Annotated in this window: 26 protein-coding genes and 1 riboswitch; of the genes, 14 read left to right on the forward strand and 12 right to left on the reverse strand. The window is 72.5% G+C overall.

Features of this window, described 5'->3' with window-relative positions:
• Positions 1 to 28: 28 nt before the first annotated feature.
• From ACNAW0_RS14930 to ACNAW0_RS14955, 6 genes are all read left to right on the forward strand, one after another.
• Positions 29 to 448 carry a YbaB/EbfC family nucleoid-associated protein gene (locus tag ACNAW0_RS14930; protein ID WP_416288446.1) on the forward strand — a complete coding sequence of 140 codons (420 nt, stop codon included), beginning with the start codon at positions 29 to 31 and terminating at the stop codon, positions 446 to 448.
• A gap of 16 nt (positions 449 to 464) precedes the next feature.
• On the forward strand, positions 465 to 758 hold the full coding sequence (locus tag ACNAW0_RS14935) for a hypothetical protein (protein WP_416288447.1): 294 nt from the start codon (positions 465 to 467) through the stop codon (positions 756 to 758).
• 31 nt (positions 759 to 789) lie between these two features.
• Positions 790 to 1,518 carry a hypothetical protein gene (locus tag ACNAW0_RS14940; protein ID WP_416288448.1) on the forward strand — a complete coding sequence of 243 codons (729 nt, stop codon included), beginning with the start codon at positions 790 to 792 and terminating at the stop codon, positions 1,516 to 1,518.
• Between the two features lie 14 nt (positions 1,519 to 1,532).
• Positions 1,533 to 1,802 (forward strand): hypothetical protein, encoded by a 270-nt coding sequence (locus tag ACNAW0_RS14945; RefSeq protein ID WP_416288449.1) that lies wholly within the window; start codon positions 1,533 to 1,535, stop codon positions 1,800 to 1,802.
• A 223-nt stretch (positions 1,803 to 2,025) separates the two neighbouring features.
• A complete protein-coding gene (locus tag ACNAW0_RS14950; RefSeq protein WP_416288450.1) occupies positions 2,026 to 2,334 on the forward strand; it encodes a WXG100 family type VII secretion target in 309 nt (102 codons plus the stop codon).
• Positions 2,335 to 2,360: 26 nt separating this feature from the next.
• Positions 2,361 to 2,639, forward strand: coding sequence for a WXG100 family type VII secretion target (locus ACNAW0_RS14955; RefSeq protein ID WP_416288451.1), 279 nt, complete (start codon positions 2,361 to 2,363; stop codon positions 2,637 to 2,639).
• 187 nt (positions 2,640 to 2,826) lie between these two features.
• Here the strand turns inward: ACNAW0_RS14955 and mycP are convergent, their stop codons facing one another.
• Both mycP and ACNAW0_RS14965 read right to left on the reverse strand, forming a co-directional pair.
• Positions 2,827 to 4,065: a type VII secretion-associated serine protease mycosin gene (gene mycP, locus ACNAW0_RS14960; protein ID WP_416288452.1), complete on the reverse strand. Its 1,239-nt coding sequence runs from the start codon at positions 4,063 to 4,065 to the stop codon at positions 2,827 to 2,829.
• Between the two features lie 65 nt (positions 4,066 to 4,130).
• Positions 4,131 to 4,472 carry a helix-turn-helix transcriptional regulator gene (locus ACNAW0_RS14965; RefSeq protein WP_416288453.1) on the reverse strand — a complete coding sequence of 114 codons (342 nt, stop codon included), beginning with the start codon at positions 4,470 to 4,472 and terminating at the stop codon, positions 4,131 to 4,133.
• Positions 4,473 to 4,700: 228 nt separating this feature from the next.
• Between ACNAW0_RS14965 and ACNAW0_RS14970 the strand changes: the two genes are divergently transcribed.
• Complete coding sequence (locus ACNAW0_RS14970) at positions 4,701 to 5,318, forward strand: carbonic anhydrase (protein ID WP_416288478.1); 618 nt, start codon at positions 4,701 to 4,703, stop codon at positions 5,316 to 5,318.
• A gap of 2 nt (positions 5,319 to 5,320) precedes the next feature.
• Here the strand turns inward: ACNAW0_RS14970 and ACNAW0_RS14975 are convergent, their stop codons facing one another.
• A complete protein-coding gene (locus ACNAW0_RS14975; protein WP_416288454.1) occupies positions 5,321 to 6,340 on the reverse strand; it encodes a coiled-coil domain-containing protein in 1,020 nt (339 codons plus the stop codon).
• 4 nt (positions 6,341 to 6,344) lie between these two features.
• Positions 6,345 to 6,476, reverse strand: a riboswitch (cyclic di-AMP (ydaO/yuaA leader).
• Positions 6,477 to 6,629: 153 nt separating this feature from the next.
• Positions 6,630 to 7,973, reverse strand: coding sequence for a YibE/F family protein (locus tag ACNAW0_RS14980; RefSeq protein WP_416288455.1), 1,344 nt, complete (start codon positions 7,971 to 7,973; stop codon positions 6,630 to 6,632).
• A 197-nt stretch (positions 7,974 to 8,170) separates the two neighbouring features.
• Between ACNAW0_RS14980 and ACNAW0_RS14985 the strand changes: the two genes are divergently transcribed.
• Positions 8,171 to 8,434, forward strand: coding sequence for a hypothetical protein (locus ACNAW0_RS14985; protein ID WP_416288456.1), 264 nt, complete (start codon positions 8,171 to 8,173; stop codon positions 8,432 to 8,434).
• Positions 8,435 to 8,481: 47 nt separating this feature from the next.
• Here ACNAW0_RS14985 and ACNAW0_RS14990 read toward each other — a convergent pair whose 3' ends face one another.
• Complete coding sequence (locus ACNAW0_RS14990; RefSeq protein WP_416288457.1) at positions 8,482 to 8,781, reverse strand: metal-sensitive transcriptional regulator; 300 nt, start codon at positions 8,779 to 8,781, stop codon at positions 8,482 to 8,484.
• A 95-nt stretch (positions 8,782 to 8,876) separates the two neighbouring features.
• Between ACNAW0_RS14990 and ACNAW0_RS14995 the strand changes: the two genes are divergently transcribed.
• From ACNAW0_RS14995 to ACNAW0_RS15005, 3 genes are read left to right on the forward strand one after another with little or no spacing between them, the layout of a single operon-like run.
• Positions 8,877 to 9,086: a heavy-metal-associated domain-containing protein gene (locus ACNAW0_RS14995; protein ID WP_416288458.1), complete on the forward strand. Its 210-nt coding sequence runs from the start codon at positions 8,877 to 8,879 to the stop codon at positions 9,084 to 9,086.
• Between the two features lie 35 nt (positions 9,087 to 9,121).
• Positions 9,122 to 10,087: a hypothetical protein gene (locus ACNAW0_RS15000; RefSeq protein ID WP_416288459.1), complete on the forward strand. Its 966-nt coding sequence runs from the start codon at positions 9,122 to 9,124 to the stop codon at positions 10,085 to 10,087.
• A 14-nt stretch (positions 10,088 to 10,101) separates the two neighbouring features.
• Positions 10,102 to 12,354, forward strand: a complete 2,253-nt coding sequence (locus tag ACNAW0_RS15005; protein ID WP_416288460.1) for a heavy metal translocating P-type ATPase — start codon at positions 10,102 to 10,104, stop codon at positions 12,352 to 12,354.
• A 60-nt stretch (positions 12,355 to 12,414) separates the two neighbouring features.
• Here the strand turns inward: ACNAW0_RS15005 and ACNAW0_RS15010 are convergent, their stop codons facing one another.
• From ACNAW0_RS15010 to ACNAW0_RS15025, 4 genes are all read right to left on the reverse strand, one after another.
• Positions 12,415 to 13,656 (reverse strand): RNA polymerase sigma factor, encoded by a 1,242-nt coding sequence (locus ACNAW0_RS15010; RefSeq protein ID WP_416288461.1) that lies wholly within the window; start codon positions 13,654 to 13,656, stop codon positions 12,415 to 12,417.
• Positions 13,653 to 14,012, reverse strand: coding sequence for a YciI family protein (locus tag ACNAW0_RS15015; RefSeq protein WP_416288479.1), 360 nt, complete (start codon positions 14,010 to 14,012; stop codon positions 13,653 to 13,655). Before ACNAW0_RS15015 ends, ACNAW0_RS15010 begins: the two co-directional genes overlap by 4 nt.
• Positions 14,013 to 14,115: 103 nt before the next feature.
• Positions 14,116 to 15,375 carry a DUF2786 domain-containing protein gene (locus tag ACNAW0_RS15020; RefSeq protein WP_416288462.1) on the reverse strand — a complete coding sequence of 420 codons (1,260 nt, stop codon included), beginning with the start codon at positions 15,373 to 15,375 and terminating at the stop codon, positions 14,116 to 14,118.
• A 145-nt stretch (positions 15,376 to 15,520) separates the two neighbouring features.
• Positions 15,521 to 16,276, reverse strand: a complete 756-nt coding sequence (locus ACNAW0_RS15025) for an SAM-dependent methyltransferase (RefSeq protein ID WP_416288463.1) — start codon at positions 16,274 to 16,276, stop codon at positions 15,521 to 15,523.
• A gap of 171 nt (positions 16,277 to 16,447) precedes the next feature.
• Between ACNAW0_RS15025 and ACNAW0_RS15030 the strand changes: the two genes are divergently transcribed.
• Entirely contained in the window at positions 16,448 to 17,482 is a 1,035-nt protein-coding gene (locus ACNAW0_RS15030; RefSeq protein WP_416288464.1) for a poly(3-hydroxybutyrate) depolymerase, read from the forward strand.
• 212 nt (positions 17,483 to 17,694) lie between these two features.
• On the opposite strand, the gene ACNAW0_RS15035 is transcribed toward ACNAW0_RS15030, so the two are convergent.
• The 3 genes from ACNAW0_RS15035 to ACNAW0_RS15045 all read right to left on the reverse strand — a co-directional run bounded on the left by ACNAW0_RS15035 (position 17,695) and on the right by ACNAW0_RS15045 (position 19,718).
• Positions 17,695 to 18,444, reverse strand: a complete 750-nt coding sequence (locus tag ACNAW0_RS15035; protein ID WP_416288465.1) for a zf-HC2 domain-containing protein — start codon at positions 18,442 to 18,444, stop codon at positions 17,695 to 17,697.
• Between the two features lie 104 nt (positions 18,445 to 18,548).
• Positions 18,549 to 19,115, reverse strand: a complete 567-nt coding sequence (locus tag ACNAW0_RS15040) for a sigma-70 family RNA polymerase sigma factor (protein ID WP_416288466.1) — start codon at positions 19,113 to 19,115, stop codon at positions 18,549 to 18,551.
• A gap of 147 nt (positions 19,116 to 19,262) precedes the next feature.
• A complete protein-coding gene (locus ACNAW0_RS15045) occupies positions 19,263 to 19,718 on the reverse strand; it encodes a GbsR/MarR family transcriptional regulator (protein ID WP_416288467.1) in 456 nt (151 codons plus the stop codon).
• An 89-nt stretch (positions 19,719 to 19,807) separates the two neighbouring features.
• Here ACNAW0_RS15045 and ACNAW0_RS15050 point away from each other — a divergent pair, with 89 nt between their 5' ends.
• A complete protein-coding gene (locus ACNAW0_RS15050; RefSeq protein WP_416288468.1) occupies positions 19,808 to 20,722 on the forward strand; it encodes an ABC transporter ATP-binding protein in 915 nt (304 codons plus the stop codon).
• Positions 20,715 to 21,506 (forward strand): ABC transporter permease, encoded by a 792-nt coding sequence (locus ACNAW0_RS15055; RefSeq protein WP_416288469.1) that lies wholly within the window; start codon positions 20,715 to 20,717, stop codon positions 21,504 to 21,506. The genes ACNAW0_RS15050 and ACNAW0_RS15055 overlap by 8 nt, the downstream gene beginning before the upstream one ends.
• The last annotated feature ends 242 nt before the right edge of the window (positions 21,507 to 21,748 follow it).

Consider the following 21,748-nt stretch of genomic DNA (forward strand, 5'->3'; position numbering starts at 1 on the left):
ACCGGCGCACGGGCAGAGAGGGACCCTGGTGAGCACCTCGTGGGGTTACGGCGGCGCCGGTGGCGCCGTGGAGAATATGTTGCGCCAGGCGCAGGAGCAGCAGCGCCGGCTTGCCGAGTTCCAGCAGCGGCGTGCCGACCTGCGGGTGACCGGGGAGAGCCCGGACGGCCTGGTCCGGGTGACGGTCGACGGCGAGATGAAGGTCGGCGACATCGAACTCAACGCCAGGGCGATGCGGCTGGACAGCCACACCCTCGCCGAGTCGCTCCAGGCCGCGATCGATGCGGCGTACCAGGCCTTCAACGAGCATCAGCAGGAGTTGCTGACCGAGATGCTCGGCGGCTCCGAGCTGGTCCGGCGGGCGCAGGAGGGCACGCTGACCCCGGAGGACTGGTTCCGCCAGTTCGGGGTGGACCTGTCCGACCCGACCCGCGGCCTGCGCCGCTGAGCTGAGCGGAGGAGCGATGGTCAACAAGGTCGACGTCGACGCGATCCGCAAGGCGGGCAGGATGCTCGACGCCCCGGACGGTCCGATTCAGTACCTGCGCAACGTGCAGACGTTGCTGGAGAGGGTGAAGCTGCCGGGCGGCGCGCTGAGCCTCTTCGGCCATCCGACGGTGGCCCGGCACAACGCCTCGGTCGACGGGCACCTCGACAACGTCAAGACCGGTATCGAGCATCTGCACAAGGCGGCCGAGCAACTGGAGCAGAGCGCGAAGAACTGGGAGAAATCGGATCAGTCCTGGGTGGTCAGGTGACCACCCAGTCCGGCCACGGGGAGAACAACTGATGCCACCGGAAATCTTCCTCGCGAACGCCTCCGGTGCGGTGACCGGCACGCACACGGTTGCCGCGACGACGGCGCCGGTGCGTTCGGCGGCGGCCATCGCGCGGGGCAACTGGATGTGGATCGTCTTCTCGGGGATCCTGATCGGCTCGATCCTCTACCTGGAGACGTTCGACAACGAAGAGGTCAACCAGGCCATCAAGAAGTGGGGTGACGCCGCGCGCCTGCTCGGCTCGGATCAGTTCGGCGCGGCGATCGCGGCGGTCCCGCCGTCCGACAACGAGTGGGACTTCGACGACCGGGACGCGTTCGACCTCTTCATGCGCAAGCTGGGGGCGGAGATCAACTCGTTGGCCGAGGCGTTCAACGCCAATAAGGACACCCTCACCTCCGCCCGGGATGCCTACAACGACGCGGTCTCGGGGATGGCCCAGGCCCTCATGCCGATCCTGGTCGCGGTGGTCGCCTCGATCGCGTTCCAGTTCTTCCCCGCCACCACTCCGCTGGCCCAGGCGATCGGCATCGCCGGCCTGACGGCTGCCTCCGCCATCCTGGTGCTGGTCTTCGGGAACATCGGCGCGCTCCTGCACGCCTTGGCGGCTGCTTTCAACACCAGCGGCCGGTTCTCGTTCGTGTCGGATTCCCGTCCCGGCTGGGCCCCCACCGGCTCGGACCCGGACATCAAGGACATCAAGATCGACTGGGTCAAGGACGCCAAGTTCTACCAGTGACGAGAGGGGCCCGGGTGGTCACGCTGCCTTTCTGGCTGTTCATGTACTTCCTGCTGACCATCCCGGTCTTCCTCGGCCTCGCCCTGTTGGCCCGGCTCACGGGCTCGGCGGGGACCCGGCGAGCCGCTGAGGTGGTGATGCTCACCGGCGGCGCCGCGCTGCTTCCGGGGATGCTCCAGCGCGCCTTCGAGAGGCCGATGCTGTGGCCCGTGGCGGTGCTGCTGGCGGCCCTGCTGGTGTTCGGTGTGGTGATGCACGTCAAGTCGTACCGCCAGCCGTCCTGAGGCCGGCTGCGGCCGGGAGGCGTCCGTCCATGTCGTACAGTCGGCACCGGGACGTGTTGTGGATCCTGGCCTGCGGGAGACGACGAACCGGATCCAGGGCTGCGCGGGTTGGATGTCGTCCGCTACCGTTCCGTTGAAGTGCCGTCGGTGGGGTGCGTATGCCTTGCCGCGGGGGAGGGGCGCGGCGGATCCGCCGCCACGAAATGACGGAAGGGTGTGAAGCATGGCGTTCGAGGTCAGTGCAGCGACTCTGCACACTGCCGCGAGTGACGTGCGGTCCACGCGCAGCGATGTAGACGGTGAGCTGAAGAAGCTGTGGAACGTGGTGGACGACCTCGCGATGGCCTGGAAGGGCCAGGCGTCCTCGGGTTTCCAGAACCTGATGACGCGCTGGAACGAGGACACGGTCAAGCTGCTGACGGCGATGGACAACATCGCCGACCTGCTTGACAAGTCGGGCACGACGCACCAGGTCAACGACGAAGAGCAGCAGCAGATGCTGGACAAGTTCCACTCTGCTCTCAACCCGTGATCGCGTAGCAGGCAGAGGAGGAACTGATGAGCATCAAGGTCGACTACGCGGTCCTCGAGAGCAGCAACCAGCAGATGCAGGCGATCTCGCGGACCATCGACGAGAAGCTGGACACGCTGCGCTCGATGCTGACCAAGCTCGAGTGGGAGGGCCAGGACCGCGTCGCGTACCAGCAGCACCAGGCCCAGTGGGACGCCGCGGTGCGGGACATCAACCGGGTCCTGAACGACATCGGCACGGCGGTCGGCATTGCTCGTGAGAACTACATGACCACCGAGATGAGCAACTCGAAGGTCTGGCAGTAACCTGACGACCTGCTACGGCTCCGCCCCGGCTTCGTCGGGTCGGAGCCGTAGTGCTTTCCGGACCCCCGATGCGCGCCCCCACCGCCCGCCGATGCGCGTCCGACCGCCCGCCGCCGTGCAGTGCTCTGCCGGCCGCCGATGACGGGCGCCAGGGCCGCGCCCGGCGGTCGGGTCGGCCGACCTGCTTTCAGGCGTCCAGCCGCGCCGGCCGCCGCCCGGGGCGCCAGCCGCGCCGCCGGCCGAGAATCAGGATCGGCCGGAGCGTCAGCAGAACGCCGGCCACCGCCGCGCCGACCACGGCCACCCAGACCGCCACGACCCGCTGCCAGGCCAGCGGGTCGGCCGGCGGAGCCGGCTTCGGCATCGCCCCGAGCGGCGGGTTGTTGCGCCTGTTCAGCAGGCTGGTCACCGCCCGGTACGGGTTGACCATCCCGTAGCCGACCTCCGCGTTGTGCCCGTCCGGCGGGTTGTCGGCGGTCCGGGTCAGCCGGTAGGCGAGGTCCTTCGGAGTCATGTCCGGGTGGGCGGCGCGAACCAGGGCGGCCACCCCGGAGACGTACGCCGTGGCGAAGCTGGTGCCGCCGTCCGGCTCGTAGTGGTATCCCGAGCCCTGCGGCGCCGGGCCGACGATATTCAGCCCCGGCGCGGCGAGGTCCACGTAGGCGCCGGTGACCGAACTGCCGACGTGTTCGCCCTTGTCGTCGAGCCCGGCAACGGCGATGACCCCCGGGTACGCGGCCGGGTACGCCGGCTGGTCCTGCTGGTTCTCCTGTCGGTTGCCGGCGGCGGCCACCACGATCACCCCCTTGTCGAGGGCATAGTCGACCCACCTCTTCAGCTCGGGGTCGTCGAGCGTGACCAGGGACAGGTTGATCACGTCGGCCCCCTGGTCGGCCGCCCAGCGGATGGCCTGGCCGATCTTGGCCGGGATCGACTCGTCGAAGGTGCGTTGGGTGTCAGCCAGCACGCGTACGGGGAGGATCTTCGCCTCCGGTGCGATCCCGCTGTACGGCGCGTCCGTGTCCGCCCGGCCGGCGATGATGCCCGCCACCAGGGTGCCGTGACCGACCATGTCGCACTGTCCCTTGAACTGCGCCAGGCCGTTGAAGTCCGCGCCGTCGAGCACCCGGCCGCGTAGCAGCGGGTGGCTGGGCGAGACACCGGAGTCGATGACCGCCACGGTGATCCCCGCACCCCGGGTGATCCGCCAGGCGGCGGACGGGTCGAGCCGGTCCAACGCCCATGGCCTCTCGGTCGGCGCGGGGTTGCCGGCCGGGCCGCACTTCGGTGCGGCCGCTGCTGGTGCGGGCATGGCCAGGGCGCCGCCGAGCAGCGCCACGACCGCCGCTCCACAGAGGACGGATCGGATCCGGTGCCCGGTACGAACGTTCACCGACGTCCCGTCCGGCCGCAAGCTGTCACGCACGCGCTGAGATTACCGTCGCCGCGCCCGCCGCAGGTGACGGGATCATGGTGGACAGGGTGTAGGCGTCAGGCTTCGGCGGCGGCGCCGGTGGCCGGCTCGGCGGTGAAGAGGGCGAGCAGGGCGCCGACCTGCTGGTCGGCCTCCGCCGGGTGACGGAAGTGGCCACTCGGGTTGATCGTGTACTCGTTGCGCCGCCCCACCCGGGTGCGGCGCAGGTAACCACCGGCTTCCAGGTCGGCGACGATCGCCTGGGCGGCCCGCTCGGTCACCCCCACCTCGTCGGCCACGTCACGCAGCCGCGCGGTCGGGTTGCGCGCGATGGCCAGCAGAACGTGCCCGTGGTTGGTGAGGAAGGTCCAGTTCCGACCGCTCCCGTTCTCGCCCGCTGTCGTCGCCATGCTGGCCATGGTATGGCCCCGGCCCGGGCTTCCCCGCTCCTGCCCCAGTCCGGCGGCCGGCGGCCCCGCCCCACCAGATCGGGTGCCCGTGAGTGGTCAAGCGGCGGCCAACACATGAAATGTGTATCACGTAAAACTTGACGTATCTTGGGCCTGGGTGTGAACGTGGTTGGCGCGGCCCTCTCCGCCGCCGACCGGTCTGACCAGGTCGTTTCGTGCGAGGACGAGGTGACTGCTGTGATACCGACCACTCCTGAGCAGGCGCTCGCCGAGCTGTACGCCGGCAACCGTCGCTTCGTCACCGGCGTACCCCGCCACCCGAACCAGGACGCCGATCACCGGGCCGCCGTCGCCGACGGTCAGCACCCGTTCGCGGTGATCGTCGGCTGCTCCGACTCCCGGCTCGCCGCCGAGATCATCTTCGACCGCGGCCTCGGGGACCTCTTCGTGGTGCGGACCGCCGGCCACACCGTCGGCCCCGAGGTGCTCGGCAGCGTCGAGTATGCGGTCACCGTGCTCGGCACCCCGCTGGTCGTGGTGCTCGGCCACGACTCCTGCGGGGCGGTGCAGGCCGCGCGCGAGGCGGTCGCCGCCGGCGCCTCTCCGGCCGGGCACCTCGGTGCGGTGGTGGAGGCCGTCGTGCCCAGCCTGCGCCAAGCGGCCCGACAGGGCGTCGAGGACGTGAACGCCATCGTCGACATCCACATCGCGCAGACCGTCGAGGCGCTGCTGGCCAGGTCGGCCGTACTCGCCGAGCGGGTGTCCGCCGGCCGGTGCGGGGTGGTCGGCATGTCGTACCGGCTCAGCGCGGGCGAGGTGCGGACGGTGGCCGAGGTGTCGGCCGGCACGCCCTAGACCTAGAGCATCGACATGTGGACGTGGTCGGTGTGGTTGGAGGGGCCGCTGTATGACCTCCAGCCTGTTGCCGGGAACCAGATCTGCCGGTTCCAGATCACGTAGTAGATGCCCAGCCGGTCGGCGTTGCGGATGAGGAAGGCGGCGACGTTGTTGCCGTACATCCGCATGTCGTTGTTGTGCCAGGGTGCGAAACCGCTCTTCTGCAGCGACCAGTCGCAGGCCCGGCCCTTCGGGTGCTCCCACGGCCCGCCGGGGCGGTAGCAGCCGGCGAAGCGGTCGAAGCCGGCTCGCCGGACCTCCTTGTAGGCGTGCAGGGTGCGCGGGGTGATGTAGCCCGAGGTGGTCGGGTCCTTCGCGGTGCGTGATTCGGCCGTCCAGCCCCCGTCGGCCGTGCGACCGGGCCCGATCCGGGCGACCGGCGAGGTGGCCGAGACCAGGCCGCCGGTGAAGCCGCGTCCGCCGACCAGCTTCAGCGCCTTCTCCGCCTCGGCCTTCTCGCGCGCCATCGCGTTGGCCTGCTTCTGCTGCTCGCGTACCTCGGCGTCGAGGGCGAGCTTGGCCTGCTCGGCCCGGGTCTTCGCCGCGTTGGCCGCCGCGAGCTTCTGCGCGTTGACCAGGTTCAGCTCGTCCAGGCCGGCGGCCCGCTGGACGAACGTGTCGGGCGTGTTGCTCTCCAGCAGCATGGCCAGCACGCCGACCCGGCCGGTGCGGTACGACTGCGCGGCGATTTGACCGACCTGTGGGCGCAGCGCATCGAGCTCGGCCCGTGCCGCGTTTATCTCGAGGGCCAGTTGGAGCTGGCGCCGCTTCGACTTCGCCAGCTTCGCCTTGGCCTTGAGGTAGCCGCGGTTCGCGGCGTCCAGGACGTCCGTGATGAGCGGAGGCTCATCGTCCTCCTCGTGCCCAGAAGGGGTGGGGTTGGTGGGCGCGGCCATGGCCGGGGTCGGCCCGGCGACGATGGCGAGCGCGGCAAGCACGGCCACCACAGGTGTCAAGCAGCGGCGCAGGGGTGCCGTCACAGTGTTCCCTTCCGTCGACCGCCGGCCGGGTTAGCTGCCGGGTTCGGGACGGAAGTGGCCCCTACCGCTGGCGCGGATTCACCCCAGGTGCGTTGGTTCCCCGGCTCGCCCTCGGGCGATTGGGCGGCGGCACCGCAGGCGCTGGTGCACGCCTTCAGCGGTGGCCGGAGGGAGATTACCTGACAATCCATGCGGTGAGCTACGCCCAGAAGCCGACCAATGGCGCGATTTCGGCGTAGCTCTGCGTGACCAGCATCGCGTTCGCAATCGATGGTCACGCTGCGGAGTGTCACCATGCGACCTCCGTACCTCCGTCCGCGCCGCGCCGCCCCGTGACCGCTCCGCCGAGCGCCTCCAGGGCGTCGTCCCGCTCGGCGGGCGGCCGGGCGGCCGGCGGCCCGGAGGGCGGCACGGTGTCCGTTCCGGCGCCCCGGCGGGTGTCCGTCGCGGCGCCCCGGCCCGCAGTGGTGACGAGGGCGGCCAGGCCGGTGGTCAGCGGTACGGCGGCGATCAGGCCGAGCGTCGCCACCGCGCTGCGGACGATCTCCGTGGCCATGAATTCGCTGGTCAGGATCTCGCTCAACGGGCGCGAGTCGGCGACGAGCAGGAGCAGCAGCGGCAGCGACGCGCCCGCGTACGCCAGGACGATGGTGTTGACCGTGGAGGCGATGTGCGCGCGGCCCACCCGGGTGGCCGCCCGGTAGAGCTGGAGCCGGGACAGCCCCGGATTCGCGTACGCCAGTTCGGTGACCGTGGCCGCCTGGGTGACGGTGACGTCGTCCAGCACGCCGAGTGAGCCGATGATGATGCCGGCCAGGAGCAATCCGTGCAGGTCTACGTCGTGCTGGAACATCGACAGGGTGGCGGCGTCCTCGCTGCCGAAGCCGGTCAGATGGGTGGCCGCGATGGCCAGGGCACCGAGGAGCCCGGTCAGCACCAGGCTGCCCAGGGTGCCGAGCACCGCCACCGAGGTCTGCGCGGTGATCCCGTGGGTCAGGTACAACACCACGAACATGATCAGCGCGGACCCGACGATCGCCACCAGCAGCGGCGGCTGGCCGGCGTTGATTCCGGGCAGCACGAAACCGAGCAGGAGGGCGAAGCTCGCGACCAGGCCGCCCAGCGCGGCCAGCCCGCGCCAGCGGCCGAACGCGACGATGACGACGCCGAACAGCACGACCAGCCAGACCAGTGGCGCGCCGCGCTGGTGCTCGGCGATCTGGTAGCTCTTCGCCGTCGGGTCGGCCGGGTCAGTCAGCTCGACCAGCATGATCGCGTCGCCGACCTCGACCCGGGGCGCCCCGGGCCCGGTCGGGACGGGCACCTCGACCTGCTGCCCGGCGTCCGGGCCCTGCTCGACGGTGACGGTGACGGTCCCGCAGGGGCCGGTGGAGTCGCCTGGGCCGCCCTCCGGCGATTCCGGCGTGGGCGGGCAGGACTCGGTCACCACCCGGGTCACCGTGCCGTGGTAGCGCGGCACCTCCGCGTTGCCCGCCGGCTCCCGCGTGTCCCGTGGCCAGAGCGCGAGCGCGGCGACCACGGTGACCAGGAACAGCGGCACCACCGTCGCGACGAGGACCTGCCGCACCCCCTTCGGAGCGGACGGGGCGGGACGGGTGTGGTCGGCGCCCATGGCGGGTCTCCCAACGATTGACAGCGGGACACGTGTCGCCGGGCCGGTCGGGTCACCGGCCGGCGGTGGCACCGGCTGAAGAAGCAGGCCGGTCGCCGCCGCGGAATGGTAGCCAGGCCGGCAGCGGGTCGTAGCGGACGAGTGGTGTCCGGTGGTTCCTCCCGGCCCGCCCCGCCGCGCCCGCTAGCGTGGTCCTCGTGCGTACGGCGCCAGCGGTGATGACCGGACCGTGGGTCCGGCTCCTGCTGCTGATCAGTGCCCTGGTCGGGCTGACCGCCATGCACACCCTCGGCCATGGGACGCACGCCACCGGCGGCGACCCGGCGGCGCACGCGGCGGCCGGGCACGCCGTCGCGCCGGATGCGGCGGCCGGTCTGACCGACGACTGCCAGGGCGACGGCTGCACCCAGCGCTCGCCCGGCGGATCTTGGACGCCCAGCAGGCCGAGTTCGACGCCATGAAGAAGCTGCTCGACCGGCTCTGAGCCCGCCGTCGCCGGAAGTCCTGATCAGCCCCGCTTCATCAGCCGGCCGACGGCGGCCATCATCTCGGTGGCCATCTCGTCGGCGCGGCCCTCGGCGGCGCCCTCACGCATGCAGTGCCGGGCGTGCCCGTCGAGCAGCCCGAGGCCGACCTTGTCCAGGGCGGCCTGGATGGCGGAGATCTGGGTCAGCACGTCGATGCAGTAGCGGTCGTCCTCGACCATCTTCTCGATGCCGCGGACCTGGCCCTCGACACGGCGGAGCCGCGCGAGCAGCTGTTCCTTGCTGGCGGTGTAGCCCCGGGTCGGGGTCGTCGGTGCGGTCATGACGTTGAGGATAGCCTACCCCTCGGGGGTATGGTACGTTCCGATCTGTGGCTGATACCCCCACCGGGTAGCGGTAACAGGAGGGAGATTTGCGAATGGCAACCACGACGTACCAGGTGCAGGGCATGACCTGCGGGCACTGCGCCAACTCGGTCAGCTCCGAGGTGGGCGCGATCCCGGGCGTCAGCGACGTCCAGGTCGACCTGGCCTCCGGCCAGGTCACCGTCACCAGCTCGAGCCCGTTGGATACGGACACCGTCCGTGCCGCCGTGGACGAGGCCGGCTACGACCTCGTCGGGGCGTGACGGGTCCCAGGACCCGAAGGAACCGAGGTGCATCAATGAACACGGCGACGAAGCTGAGCGGCTTCACGCTCGGCCTCGCGGCGGTGTTCGGCGCGGCGTACGGGGTCGGCCAGCTGACCGGCCCCGTCACCCCCGCCGCCGAGTCCCGCCACGAAGCCACGGACCCCGGTCACGGCGACGGCCACTCGGCCGCCCCCACCGAGCACCTGCCCGGCGGGTTGCTCGTCTCCGACCGCGGCTACACCCTGCAACCGGTGACCGCCCCCGCCGGCGAGTTCGCCTTCCGGGTCACCGGCCCGGACGGCCGGCCGGTCACCCGCTACGACGTGGCCCACGAGCAGCGTATGCACCTGATCGTCGCGCGCCGCGACCTCTCCGGTTTCCGGCACGTCCACCCGGAGTTGGCCGCCGACGGCACCTGGCGGGTCGCCTCGCCGCTCGCCGGGCCCGGCGTCTGGCGGGCGTTCGCCGACTTCACCCCGACCGGTGGCGAGCCACTGACGCTCGGGGTCGACGTCACCGTCCCCGGCGCCCTGGCGGAGCGGCCGCTGCCGGCACCCGCCACCAGCACCACCGTCGACGGCTACACCGTCACCATCAGCGGCACCCCGCAGCCCGGCCGCACCAGCCGGCTCACCCTGACCGTGAGCCGGGACGGCCGGCCGGTCACGGACCTGCAGCCCTACCTCGGGGCGTACGGGCACCTGGTGGCGCTGCGGCAGGGCGACCTGGCATACCTGCACGTGCACCCGGAGGGCGCGCCCGGCGACGGGCGGACCCCCGCCGGGCCGGCGGTCACCTTCTCCGCCGAGGTGCCCTCGGCCGGGTGGTACCGCCTCTTCCTGGACTTCCGGCACGGCGGCGCGGTGCACACCGCGGAGTTCACCGTCGTGGCGGGCGACCCGGGCACCCCGGCGGCCCCGGCCACCGGCGCGCCGGCCCCGACCACCACAGCGACCTCGGACGCCGGGCACGGCGTCCCCGGTCACGGGCACAATTGACCGGAGGTGCCGCGATGACATCGACCGCCAAGTCTCTACCGGTCGCGCCGAACCAGATCGAACTCGCGATCGGCGGCATGACCTGCGCCTCCTGCGCCGCCCGGATCGAGAAGAAGCTCAACCGGATGGACGGCGTCGAGGCCACGGTCAACTACGCCACCGAGAAGGCCACCGTCCGGTACGCCGACGAGGTCACCCCGGACGACCTGATCGCCACCGTGGAGAAGACCGGCTACACGGCCGAAGTGCCGCCGCCCGCGCAGGCCGCGGTCGAGGCGGCCGCCGAGCCGGTGGACGAGCTGCGCGGGCTGCGTACCCGGCTGTGGGTGTCGGTCGCGCTGGCCGTGCCGGTGATCCTGCTGGCCATGGTGCCGGCCTGGCAGTTCACCTACTGGCAGTGGGCGTCGCTGGCCCTGGCCGCCCCGGTCGTGGTCTACGGCGGGCTGCCGTTCCACCGGGCCGCCTGGATCAACCTGCGGCACGGAGCGGCGACCATGGACACCCTGGTGTCGCTCGGTACCCTCGCCGCGTTCGGCTGGTCGCTCTGGGCGCTCTTCCTCGGCGACGCCGGGATACCCGGGATGACCCATTCGTTCCGCTTCGACATCACCCGCAGCGACGGTGCCGGCAACATCTACCTGGAGGCGGCAGCCGGGGTGACCGCCTTCATCCTGGCCGGGCGCTACTTCGAGGCCCGGTCCAAGCGGACCGCCGGCACCGCCCTGCGCGCCCTGCTGCAGATGGGTGCCAAGGACGTCGCGGTGCTCCGCGGCGACCGGGAGACCCGGATCCCGGTGGACCAGCTCGGGGTCGGCGACCGGTTCGTGGTCCGGCCCGGCGAGAAGATCGCCACCGACGGCATCGTCGAGGAGGGCACCTCGGCGGTCGACGCCAGCATGCTTACCGGCGAGTCCGTGCCGGTCGAGGTCGGGCCCGGCGACACCGTCGTCGGCGCCACCGTCAACGCCGGCGGCCGGCTGGTCGTCCGGGCCACCCGGGTCGGCGGGGACACCCAGCTCGCCCAGATGGCGAAGCTGGTCGAGGCGGCGCAGACCGGCAAGGCGGCCGTGCAGCGGCTCGCCGACCGGATCTCCGGGGTCTTCGTGCCGATCGTGATCGCCCTGACCATCGGCACGCTGGGCTGGTGGCTCGGCAGCGGGGGCGGGACGACGGCCGCCTTCACCGCGGCGGTGGCTGTGCTGATAATCGCCTGCCCGTGCGCCCTCGGCCTGGCCACCCCGACCGCGCTGCTGGTCGGCACCGGACGCGGCGCCCAGCTCGGCATCCTGATCAAGGGGCCGGAGGTGCTGGAGTCCACCCGCCAGGTAGACACCGTGGTGCTGGACAAGACCGGCACCGTCACCACCGGACGGATGACCCTGGTCGACGTGCTCCCCGCCGCCGGCCAGGACGCCGGCGAACTGCTCCGGCTGTCCGGCGCGCTGGAGGCCGCTTCCGAGCACCCGATCGCCCGGGCGGTCGCCGAGGGCGCGGCGCAGGCCGGTCCGGTGCCGCCGGTCACCGGCTTCGCCAACGCCGAGGGGCTCGGCGTGACCGGTTCGGTCGAGGGCCGGGACCTGGTGGTCGGGCGGCTCCGGCTGCTGCGGGAGCGGGGTCTCGACGTACCCGAGGAGGTCGTGCGGGCGGTGACCGACGCGGAGGCCACCGGCCGGACGGCGGTGCTGGCCGGTTGGGACGGCCGGGCCCGCGGCGTGCTCGCGGTGGCAGACGTGGTGAAACCCACCAGCCGGGCCGCCGTCGCGCGGCTGCGCGAGCTCGGGCTCACCCCGGTGCTGCTCACCGGCGACAACACCACGGTCGCCCGGGCGGTGGCCACCGAGGTCGGCATCGACCAGGTGACCGCCGAGGTACTGCCCGCCGACAAGGTCGACGTGGTGCGACGGCTCCAGGCCGAGGGGCGGACGGTGGCCATGATCGGGGACGGCATCAACGACGCCGCCGCGCTGGCCCAGGCCGATCTCGGGCTGGCCATGGGCACCGGCACCGACGTGGCGATCGAGGCGTCCGACCTGACCCTGGTCCGGGGCGACCTGACCGCCGCCGTGGACGCCATCCGGCTCTCCCGGCGGACGCTGCGCATCATCAAGGGCAACCTGTTCTGGGCGTTCGCCTACAACGTGGCGGCCCTGCCGCTGGCCGCCGCCGGCCTGCTCAACCCGATGATCGCCGGCGCCGCGATGGCGTTCTCATCGGTCTTCGTGGTGGCGAACAGCCTCCGGCTGCGACGCTTCCACCCGGTCAGCTGAGCCGGTGCACATAAGCGACACCGGGCCGGCACCTCGCCGGCCCGGCGTGCCATGTGTGAATCAGTCGGCGGCCAGGCGCGCGGCGCGTACCTCCAGATAGCGCTGCTCGGGCCGGCTGGTGGTCGCCCGCGCCGCGGCCAGGTACGCCTCCCGCGCCTCGTCCCGCTCGCCGGCCAGTTCCAGCAGGTGGGCGCGGACGGCGGCGAGCCGGTGGTGCCCGGCCGTACGCTCGTCGGCGGCGAGCGGCGGGAGCAGGGCGAGCCCGGCCCGGGGGCCGTCCACCATGGCCACCGCGGCGGCCTGGTTGAGGGTGACCATCGGGTTCGGCGCGATCCGGGCGAGCACCCGGTAGAGCGCGACGATCTGCGGCCAGTCCGTCTCCGCCGCTGTCGGCGCCTCGGCGTGCACCGCCGCGATCGCCGCCTGCACCTGGTACGGGCCGGGCGGTGACCAGGTCAGCGCCTCGGTCACCAGCGCGATCCCCTCGGCGATCTCCTGCCGGTCCCAGCGGGTGCGGTCCTGCTCGGCCAGCGGGACCAACTCCCCGCCCGGGCCGGTCCGGGCGACCCGGTGCGCGTCGGTGAGCAGCATCAACGCCAGCAGCCCGGTGACCTCGCCGTCGTCGGGGAGCAGCCGGTGCAGCTCCCGGGCCAGCCGGATCGCCTCGCCGGTCAGCTCCGCCCGGTGCAGTTCGCCGCCGCTGGAGGCGGTGTAGCCCTCGTTGAAGATCAGGTAGAGCACATGCAGCACGGCGCGTAGCCGCGCGTCGCGGTCGGCGGCCGAGGGCAGCACGAAACGGGCCCCCGCCGCCTCGATCCGCTGCTTGGCCCGGCGGATCCGCTGGCTCATCGTCGCCTCCGGCACCAGGTACGCCCGGGCGATCTCCGCCGTGCTCAGCCCGCCGACCGCCCGTAGCGTGAGCGCCACCTGGGCGGAGCCGGTGAGCGCCGGATGGCAGCAGAGGAACAGCAGCTTCAGCGTGTCGTCCCCGCTCGGCGGCTCCTCGTCGGCGGGTGGCGCGACCGCCGCGTACGCCGGCTCCCGGACCGCCACCGCGACCTCACGGTCCCGGCGGGCCCGCTCGCTGCGCCACTCGTCGGTGAGTCGGCGGGTCGCCACGGTGACCAGCCACGAGCGGGGATGGTCCGGAACGCCCTGCGTCGGCCACTGGGTGGCGGCGGCGAGCAGCGCCTCCTGCACGGCGTCCTCGCAGGCGTAGAACTGGCCATGCCGGCGGGCCAGCACGCCGAGGACCTGCGGCGCGAGGGCACGCAGCAGGTCCTCGACGCTCGCGGACGTCACATCTCCGTCCCGGCCTGGTCCATCACCGGACGCACCTCCAGCACCCCGACGCCGTGCCGCACGTCCGGCCAGCTCGCGGCGATCTCGGCGGCCCGCTCCGGGGTCTCGCAGTCGACCATCAGGTAGCCGGCGAACTGCTCCTTGCTCTCCATGAACGGCCCGTCGGTGATCTCGGCGCCGGCGGCGCCGGACCGGACCGTACGGGTCTGCGACGGGTGGGCCAGCGCCTCGCCGCCAACCAGTTCCCCGGAGTCGGTCAGAGCCTTCATGATCTCGTCCACCGCACCGAAGATCGCGTTCCGGTCCGCCTCGGACAGCTCCTCGACGAAGCCGGGCCGGTTCCAGATCAGCAGCATGTATTTCACGGGTCCACTCCTCGGGTACGGGCCACCGGCGGCGGCGCCTCTCGCAGACGGGTCGGAGCCGGGACGTCCGATCCGACATCATTCCCGAGAAAAGTCAGCGGCCCCGGCGTACCGGCCGGCGTGGCGGGGCGCCGACGTCGAGCGAAGCCCGGTCGGCGGCCGAGGTGCCCGAGTTCCAGCCCTCGGCGTCGCGCACCTGGAGCCGGTGCCGGGTGACGCCGGGAAAGAGTTGGTCGACGCGTTCCCGGACGGCGTCCGAGCGGGCGGCGAGCACCGGGAGCAGCCGTTCTCCGCCGCGTTCCGCGGCCGCCTCCCGGTCCGCCGCAGCGGTGGTCGCGCGCAACCGCTCGCCGATCCGCAGCGCGAACGCGTTCAGGAACGACTCGTCGTAGCCCTTGGTGCGCCGACGGTGGGCCGCACTGCGTTCGCCCCGGCCGCTGCCTGTGCTGCGTTCGCCTCGCCCGCTGCCTGTGCTGCGTTCGCCCCGGCCGTGCAGCATCGCCGCGGTGGCCTGCACCAGCAGCGAGGTGTGCAGCAGTTCGACGGCCGCCAGGTCGGCGGGGAAGCCGAGCACGGTGGCGAAGCCGAGGTCGTCCGACCACACCGACTCGCACCGGTTCGCCGCCGCCACCTCCTGGATCAGCAGCGCCTTCGCCGCCGCGTACGGGGCGTCGGTGCCGAGCCGGACGCCGCTGGGCTGGTCCGGCCGTTCGGCGGTGGCGTCGAGCAGGGCGGCGTCGACGCTGTGCCGGGCCATCAGCTCCTGCGCCTTCCCGGTGAGCGCCTCCGCCTCGGCGGGAAAGGTGGTCGACTCGGCCTTGGCCAGCAGCGCGCGTACCCGGTCCAGCATCCGCGAGCCGGCGACCGGCGCGGTGGCGCGCGGGGCGCCGGCCGGCCCGCCCGGTGGCGGGCGGAGCACCGCGATCGGCGGCAGCCCTTCGACCAGCACCAGCGCGTCGACGGCGTCCCGCAGGGCGGTGATCCGATCGCCCTCGGCCCGCCGGTTCAGCCACCCAGCGTCGCCGTCCCAGCGCGCACCGAGCTCGGCGAGCTGGTCGTCGAACCACGGCGGGACCGGGCCGGGCTGCTCCCGTCGTTGGGCGGCCAGCCCGTCCCGGAGCAGTCGCGCGCCCCGGGGCGCCAGCCGCCGGGCCGCGATCCGGTCCAGGTCGACCGGCTGCCAGCCGTGCGGCCAGAGCCGCCGCAGGCCGCGGACCAGGTGGGCGAGCAGCGCCGCGTCCACCGCCGGGCCGTCGGCGACCACCAGCCGGTCCAGCGCGCGCTCGGCCCGGCGTACGTCGGTGCCGCGTGCCGCCGTGAGGGCGGCGGCGAGCAGCTGCTCGGCGTCCGGCACGGGTCGGCCTCCTCAAGATCGTCGTCGTCCGGGCGCGGCCCACATCATTCACTCGGGTCGCGGCGGATCGGGCCCATGCGCGAGTGGAACAGCGCGAGATGCCGCAACCCGGGGGCGGCTCGCGCCGCGCGCTCGCCGGTGGCGGTCACCGCGGCAGCAGGGCGAAGACCCCCCAGCCGAGATACTCCCGCTGGTAGCGGACGTACCGTAGCGGATCCTCGGTCAGCTCCCGCCGCAGTTCCCCGGCCAGCTCGTGGTCCGGGTTGGCGTCCAGCCAGCGGCGCAGGTTCAGCCAGTGCGCCGCCGCGTACCGGTCCCAGCTGTCCTGGTCGGCGAGGACCATCTCCACCAGGTCCCAGCCGCACTCCCCGAAGAGCCGGACCAGCCCCGGCAGGTCCCGGAACTCGTCCCGGGACCGGGCCTGGCACCCGGCCACCGTCTCCTCGTCGGGCGGGTCGAGCCGCCAGTACGGCTCCCCGACCAGCACCATCCCGCCCGGTCGCAGGCCGCGCTCCAGGATCTCCAGGGTGCCGGGGACGCCCCCGCCGATCCAGGTGGCGCCGACGCAGGCGGCCAGGTCGACGGGCTCCTCCGGTACGAAGGCCGCGGCATCGCCGTGTGCGAACCGGACCCGGTCGGCGACGCCCAGCTCGGCGGCGCGGTCCCGGGCCGCCGCGACGAAGGCGGTGCTGATGTCCACCCCGGTGCCGGTCACCCCGTGGTCACGGGCCCAGGTGCAGAGCAACTCGCCCTTGCCGCTGCACAGGTCGAGGACCGACGTGCCGGGCTTGAGCTTGATCACCCGGCCCAGGGTGGCCAGCTTGCCGGCGTCGAACGGGTTGAGGATCCGAAGGTCGCCCTCCCGGATGACGAAGCTACGTGGCAGATCCAGTCCGGTCATGTTCGGCGAGGGTAGGCGGGCCCGCGCCGGCCGCCAACCGGAATACGCGGTGGGCCGCCCACACCGCCGTCGGCCCGAAGGTGTCGGCCACCTGGATATCTACTGTGGCCGATGTCACGTTAGCTCTCCGCACGCCGGCCGACCCCGCCGGCGCTCCGATTGGAGAACGCCATGAAGACACCGTGGAAAGCCGGCGCCACCCTCGCCACGGCACTCCTGCTGGTCCTGCCCGGTGGCACCGCCGCCCGGGCGGCGGGCACGCCGTATACCAAGACGCCGGTCTCCGGCTCGCTCCGCAGCTATCCGGTCTCCGCCGTGTACGTCGCCGGGGTCTCCTCCGGTGGCTATATGGCCACCCAGCTCCAGGTCGCGTACTCGACGCGGATCCGGGGCGCGGCCGTCTTCGCCGCCGGCCCCTACTACTGCGCCCAGAACAACGTCTCCCAGGCGCTCTACGGCTGCGGCGACAACATCTACCCGACGTATGTGTCCACCCTGGAGGGTTACACCCGCACCTGGGCGGCGTACGGCTGGATCGACGGCACCGGCAACCTCTCCGGCCAGCCGGTGTACGTCTACCACGGCGGCAACGACAACACCGTGAAGAAGTCGGTCACCGACGACCTGGCCCGCTACTACCAGGACTTCGGCGCCAGCGTCCGGTACGACTCGGGCAGCGCCGCCGGCCACGCCTGGGTCACCCCGTACGGCACGGTCGGCTGCACGGCGACCGCCTCGCCGTTCCTCAACGACTGCGGCACCGACCCGCAGGTTACTTTCCTCGGCAAGCTGCTCGGCGGGGTCTCCGCGCCGAACACCGGCCCGCTCGGTGGCACGCTCATCCGGTTCAGCCAGGACACCTTCGCGGTCAACGGCTGGGCCAACGGGCTGAGCATGGACTCCAGCGGCTTCGCGTACGCCCCGAGCGCCTGCGCCGCCGGCCAGACCTGCCGGCTGCTGGTCGCCCTGCACGGCTGCGTCCAGGGGTACGCCAAGGTCGGCACCGCCTTCGTGGACCGGGCCAACCTCAACCAGTACGCCGACACCAACCGGCTGATCGTGCTCTACCCGCAGGCGATCACCACCGGGGCGAACCCGAACGGCTGCTGGGACTGGTGGGGCTACCTCGGCGCCACCAACTACCCGATCAAGGGCGGCGCCCAGGTCGAGACGATCATGAACATGGTCCGCCGCCTGGACGGCTGACCGAGCCACGGTCCGGCTCCCCGCCCCGGCTCCGACGTACTGGGAAGGGCCGCGCTGGTCCCGCTCGCGGTCGCCGCCGTGGTGGCGACCGTCCGCTGGCGGCGCGCCGGTCGGTTCCCGGGCCGCGCCACCGAGCCGGGGATGGGCTACCGCTACCGCCCCGGACCCGATCCGACAGCGCGCTGCCCCGGCGGTGCCGCCTTGGGCGCCGGTCAGGCCGCCCATCGATCGGCGGCGCTGGCGGAGCCGGGATACGGCGGCAGCAGCCGCAGCCCCGTGGGCTCCGGCTCTTCCTCGGCGGGCAGGTGCCAGCGCGGCCCCTCCGGGCGTTCGCGGTGCGCCGGGCCGCCGGGCCGCAGCCGGGGGCGGGACAGCGCGACGACGAGCACGTATCCGGCGAGCAGGAACCCGTGGCTGACCAGCCTGATGGTCTCCACCCGCCCGGTGGCCAGATCGTCGACCGACAGCAGCACCAGCATGCCGACGAACGCCGACAGCATCGGCACCAGCCCGGTCGGCGGCGTGCGCCGCGCCGCGACGAACAGGAAACCGGCGCCGACGGCGACGTTCCAGGCCGCCGACTCGTGCCACAGGTGCCCCGACGCCAGCGCGCCGGCTGCCGCGTGGGCGTGTGCGCCGGTCGCCCCCCGGCCGATCTGGGTCAGGCCGAGGATGAGTTGCACCGCGCCGATCTGCCCCAGCACCGCCCGCAGGGTGAGCGCGATCCGCGACCGGCGGCGCGGAGCCGGCGCCGGCAGCGCGGCGAGGATGACGTCGGTGAGGTCATCGCCGGCCACGGTGACCGACAGGCGCGCCCGGCGGGTCACCGCGGCGGCCCGGTCGTACCAGGCCCGGCAGTCGCCGCACTCGCCCAGGTGGGCCTCTGCGGCCACCCGCTCGGCGGGTGTCTCCTCCCCGTCCAACTGCGCCGACAGCACCTCACGCCACTGCTCACACCCCATGTACCGGTAGTCGGTCCGAGTGGGGCCTCGGTTCCCGCGTACCTCGCGCGATCTGCCGCCTCGGCGCAGGTCACCCTGGGCGCGAGGTCACCCTGGATGCGAGGTCACCCGGCCGCGTTGTCGCCGCGCCGGTCGCCCGCACCGGACCGGCCGGTCGTGGCGGCGACGAGGTCCTCCCGCGCCCGGGCCACCCGGGAGCGGATGGTGCCGACCGGGCAGCCGCACACCTCCGCCGCCTCGGCGTAGGACATGCCGAGGATCTGGGTGGCGACGAACGCCTCGCGCCGCTCGGCCGGCAACGCGGCGATGAGCTGTTCCAGCACCACCTGCCGGTCGAAGTCGCCCCGGTGCGCGTCGGGGGCGTCGTACCCGTCGGCCATCGGCACTGTCCGCGGGCGCGACGACGCGGCCCGTACCTGGTCCACGACGACCCGGCGGGCGATGGCGAGCAGCCAGGTCTTTGCCGAGGACCGCCCGGCGAACGACGGCAGCGACCGCGCCGCGCGCAGGAAGGTTTCCTGGGCCAGGTCCTCGGCCTCGGACGGGGAGGTCAGCGCGGCGAGGAACCGGAGGACCTGCTGTTGCGTCGCGCGGACGAACCGGGCGGCCGCGTCCCGGTCACCCTGGCCGGCGGCCAATGCCCACGCGGTGATCTCCGCGTCGTCCGCCATCCGGCACCTCCGGGCCAGGCCACCTGCGGACGGGTACCCGCCGGACAGCCACGACAAGTCGTAGTAGTGATTGGTTGGTAGCCTACCGCAAGCGGCGCGATCCACCGCCCTGCCAGTTGTTCCTCGCCGTCGGACGGGTGCCGGCGTTCAGCCGCTTTTCTTCTGGGTCTGCCAGCGGTCGATGAGCGCGGGCAGTTCGCGCCACAGGTAGTCGTAGAAGTCCCGCATTTCGGCCAGCCGCCGGCCCGCCGGGCTGTCCGCGCCGGCGGCCCGGATGCCCTGCTCGGCTGCGTCCCGCATGACGGTCACGATGGCGTTCTGGCCGGACATGAGCGTGGCCCAGGCGCCCTCCCGTACCCGGAAGTGGTCGCGGCGGCTCCCCGGTGCCGGGACCCGCTCGATCAGGCCCACCGTCGACAGGGACTTCAGCGCGGTCGAGACGCTGCCCGAGCTGATGCCCAGGGCCTCGACGATGTCCCCGGCGGTCATCGCCTCCTGCTCGGTGAAGAGCAGTGCGGCCAGCACCCGTGCGGTCATCCGCTGCATCCCACCCTGCCCGAGGGTGAGCGCCAGCTGTTCCGCCGGATCACTCAACGCCGTCATCAGCATCCTTTCCGCTCCGACTGTCGTTGGCATCACTCTATCATCTTGCAGTCTTCAGAAATCTCTGAAAGTTCGATACTGTCTGCGGCATGAGTGCGGTAATCCAGTTGGAGAAGCTGACCAAGACGTACGGCAGCCGCAGAGGTCTGGTGGGCCTCGACCTCACGGTCGAGCCGGGCGAGGTGTTCGGCTACCTCGGCCCCAACGGCGCGGGCAAGTCGACCACCATCCGCCTGCTGTTCGACCTGATCCGACCCACCAGCGGCCGGGCGCTGCTGTTCGGCCAGGATCCCCGCGAGCAGGCGGTGCCCCTACACCGGCGGGTCGGCTACCTCGCCGGCGACTTCGTGGTCAACCGACAACAGCGGGTCGCCGAATGCCTCACCTTCCTCGGGCGGCTACGCGGTGGCGTCCCGCCGGCCCGCATCGCCGAACTGGCGGAGCGACTGGACCTGGACCTCACCGCCCGGATCAAGGCGCTGTCCAAGGGCAACCGACAGAAGGTGGGCCTGGTGCAGGCGTTCATGCACCGACCGGACCTGCTCATCCTCGACGAGCCGACCTCCGGCCTCGACCCGTTGGTCCAACAGACCTTCCTCGACCTGGTCCGCGAAGCCCGCGCCAACGGCCAGACCGTCTTCATGTCGTCGCACATCATGACCGAGGTGGAGGCCGTCGCCGACCGCGTCGGCATCATCCGCGAAGGCCGCCTCGTCGCCCTCGACACCGTCGCCCAGCTACGGGCCAGCACCGTGCACGACATCCAGGTGACCTTCACCGGGGCCGCGGACCAGGCGGGACTCGCCGCCCTGCCCGGCGTCTCCGGCCTGACCGTCGACGGCCCGACGGCCCGCTTCCAACTCACCGGCAGCCCCGATGACCTCATCCGGCTGCTCGCCCGGCACCACGTGGCAGCGCTGCGCGCCACCACCCCCGACCTGGAACAGACGTTCCTCACCTACTACCGCGCCGACGGCGTGGACAAGGAGCGGACCCGTGTTTGACGCGATGACCACCAAGACCCTGCGCGAAGGCCACCGTGCCCTGGTCGGCTTCGCCGCCGGCACCGCCCTCGTCGCCGCGGCGTACGCGGGCTTCTACCCCCAGGTCGCCGGAGGCGCGATGGACCAGACGGTGCAGGGCTTCTCCCCGGGGCTGCGCGAGGCGCTCCGGATGGACGACCTGGCCTCCGCCGCCGGCTACCTCGGCTCCAGCGTGTTCGGCATCATCGTGCCGCTGATCGCCGTCGGCTACGGCATCACCGTCGGCACCCGGGCCGTCGCCGGTGACGAGGAAGCGGGCCAGCTCGACCTGCTGCTCGCCCACCCGGTCAGCCGTACCCGCCTGATCCTGGCGCGCTTCGCGGCGCTCACCACCGGCGCTCTCCTCATCGCCGCCACGGTGTGGCTCGCCATGCTCGCCATCCGCTCCGGGGCCGAACTGCGGGACATCAGCGTCACCCAGTTCGCCGCGCAGTGCGCCGCGCTCGCCCTGCTCACCATCACCTTCGGAACGATCGCCCTGGCCCTCGGCGCCATCACCGGCAGCCGGGCGACCACCCTCGGCGCGACCGCCGGCATCGCCGTCCTCACCTACGCCGTACACACCATGGCCGGCCCCATCGGCGTCGACGGCCTCCGCTACCTGTCCCCGTTCCACTACTACGACGGCGGGGAACCGCTGCGACACGGCTTCCAGTGGGCCCACCTCGCGATTCTCGCCGGGGCCACCGCGCTCCTCCTGGCCGTCGGCGTCAGAGCCTTCAACCGCCGCGATCTGACGAGCTGACCGCGGACCCGCACCGGGCGGCACACCGATCGGGCCTGTCCACCGTGCAGGTCGCGGCGCCTGAGCCCGCGCCGGCCACGAACGTCGGTGCGGCCGACCAGCCGTAGAGCCGATGGCCAGGGACGACGTAAGCTGCTGCCGATTGTGGCGACCGGCGAATGCAAATCGGGGCCTCTGTGGCTTACTGCACCTTTGTCTGATCTACGTTGCAATCCGGCCGACAGGCTAACCAGCTCCGTACA

The organism is Micromonospora sp. SL1-18 (genome assembly GCF_047921505.1).
GTDB lineage: Bacteria > Actinomycetota > Actinomycetes > Mycobacteriales > Micromonosporaceae > Micromonospora.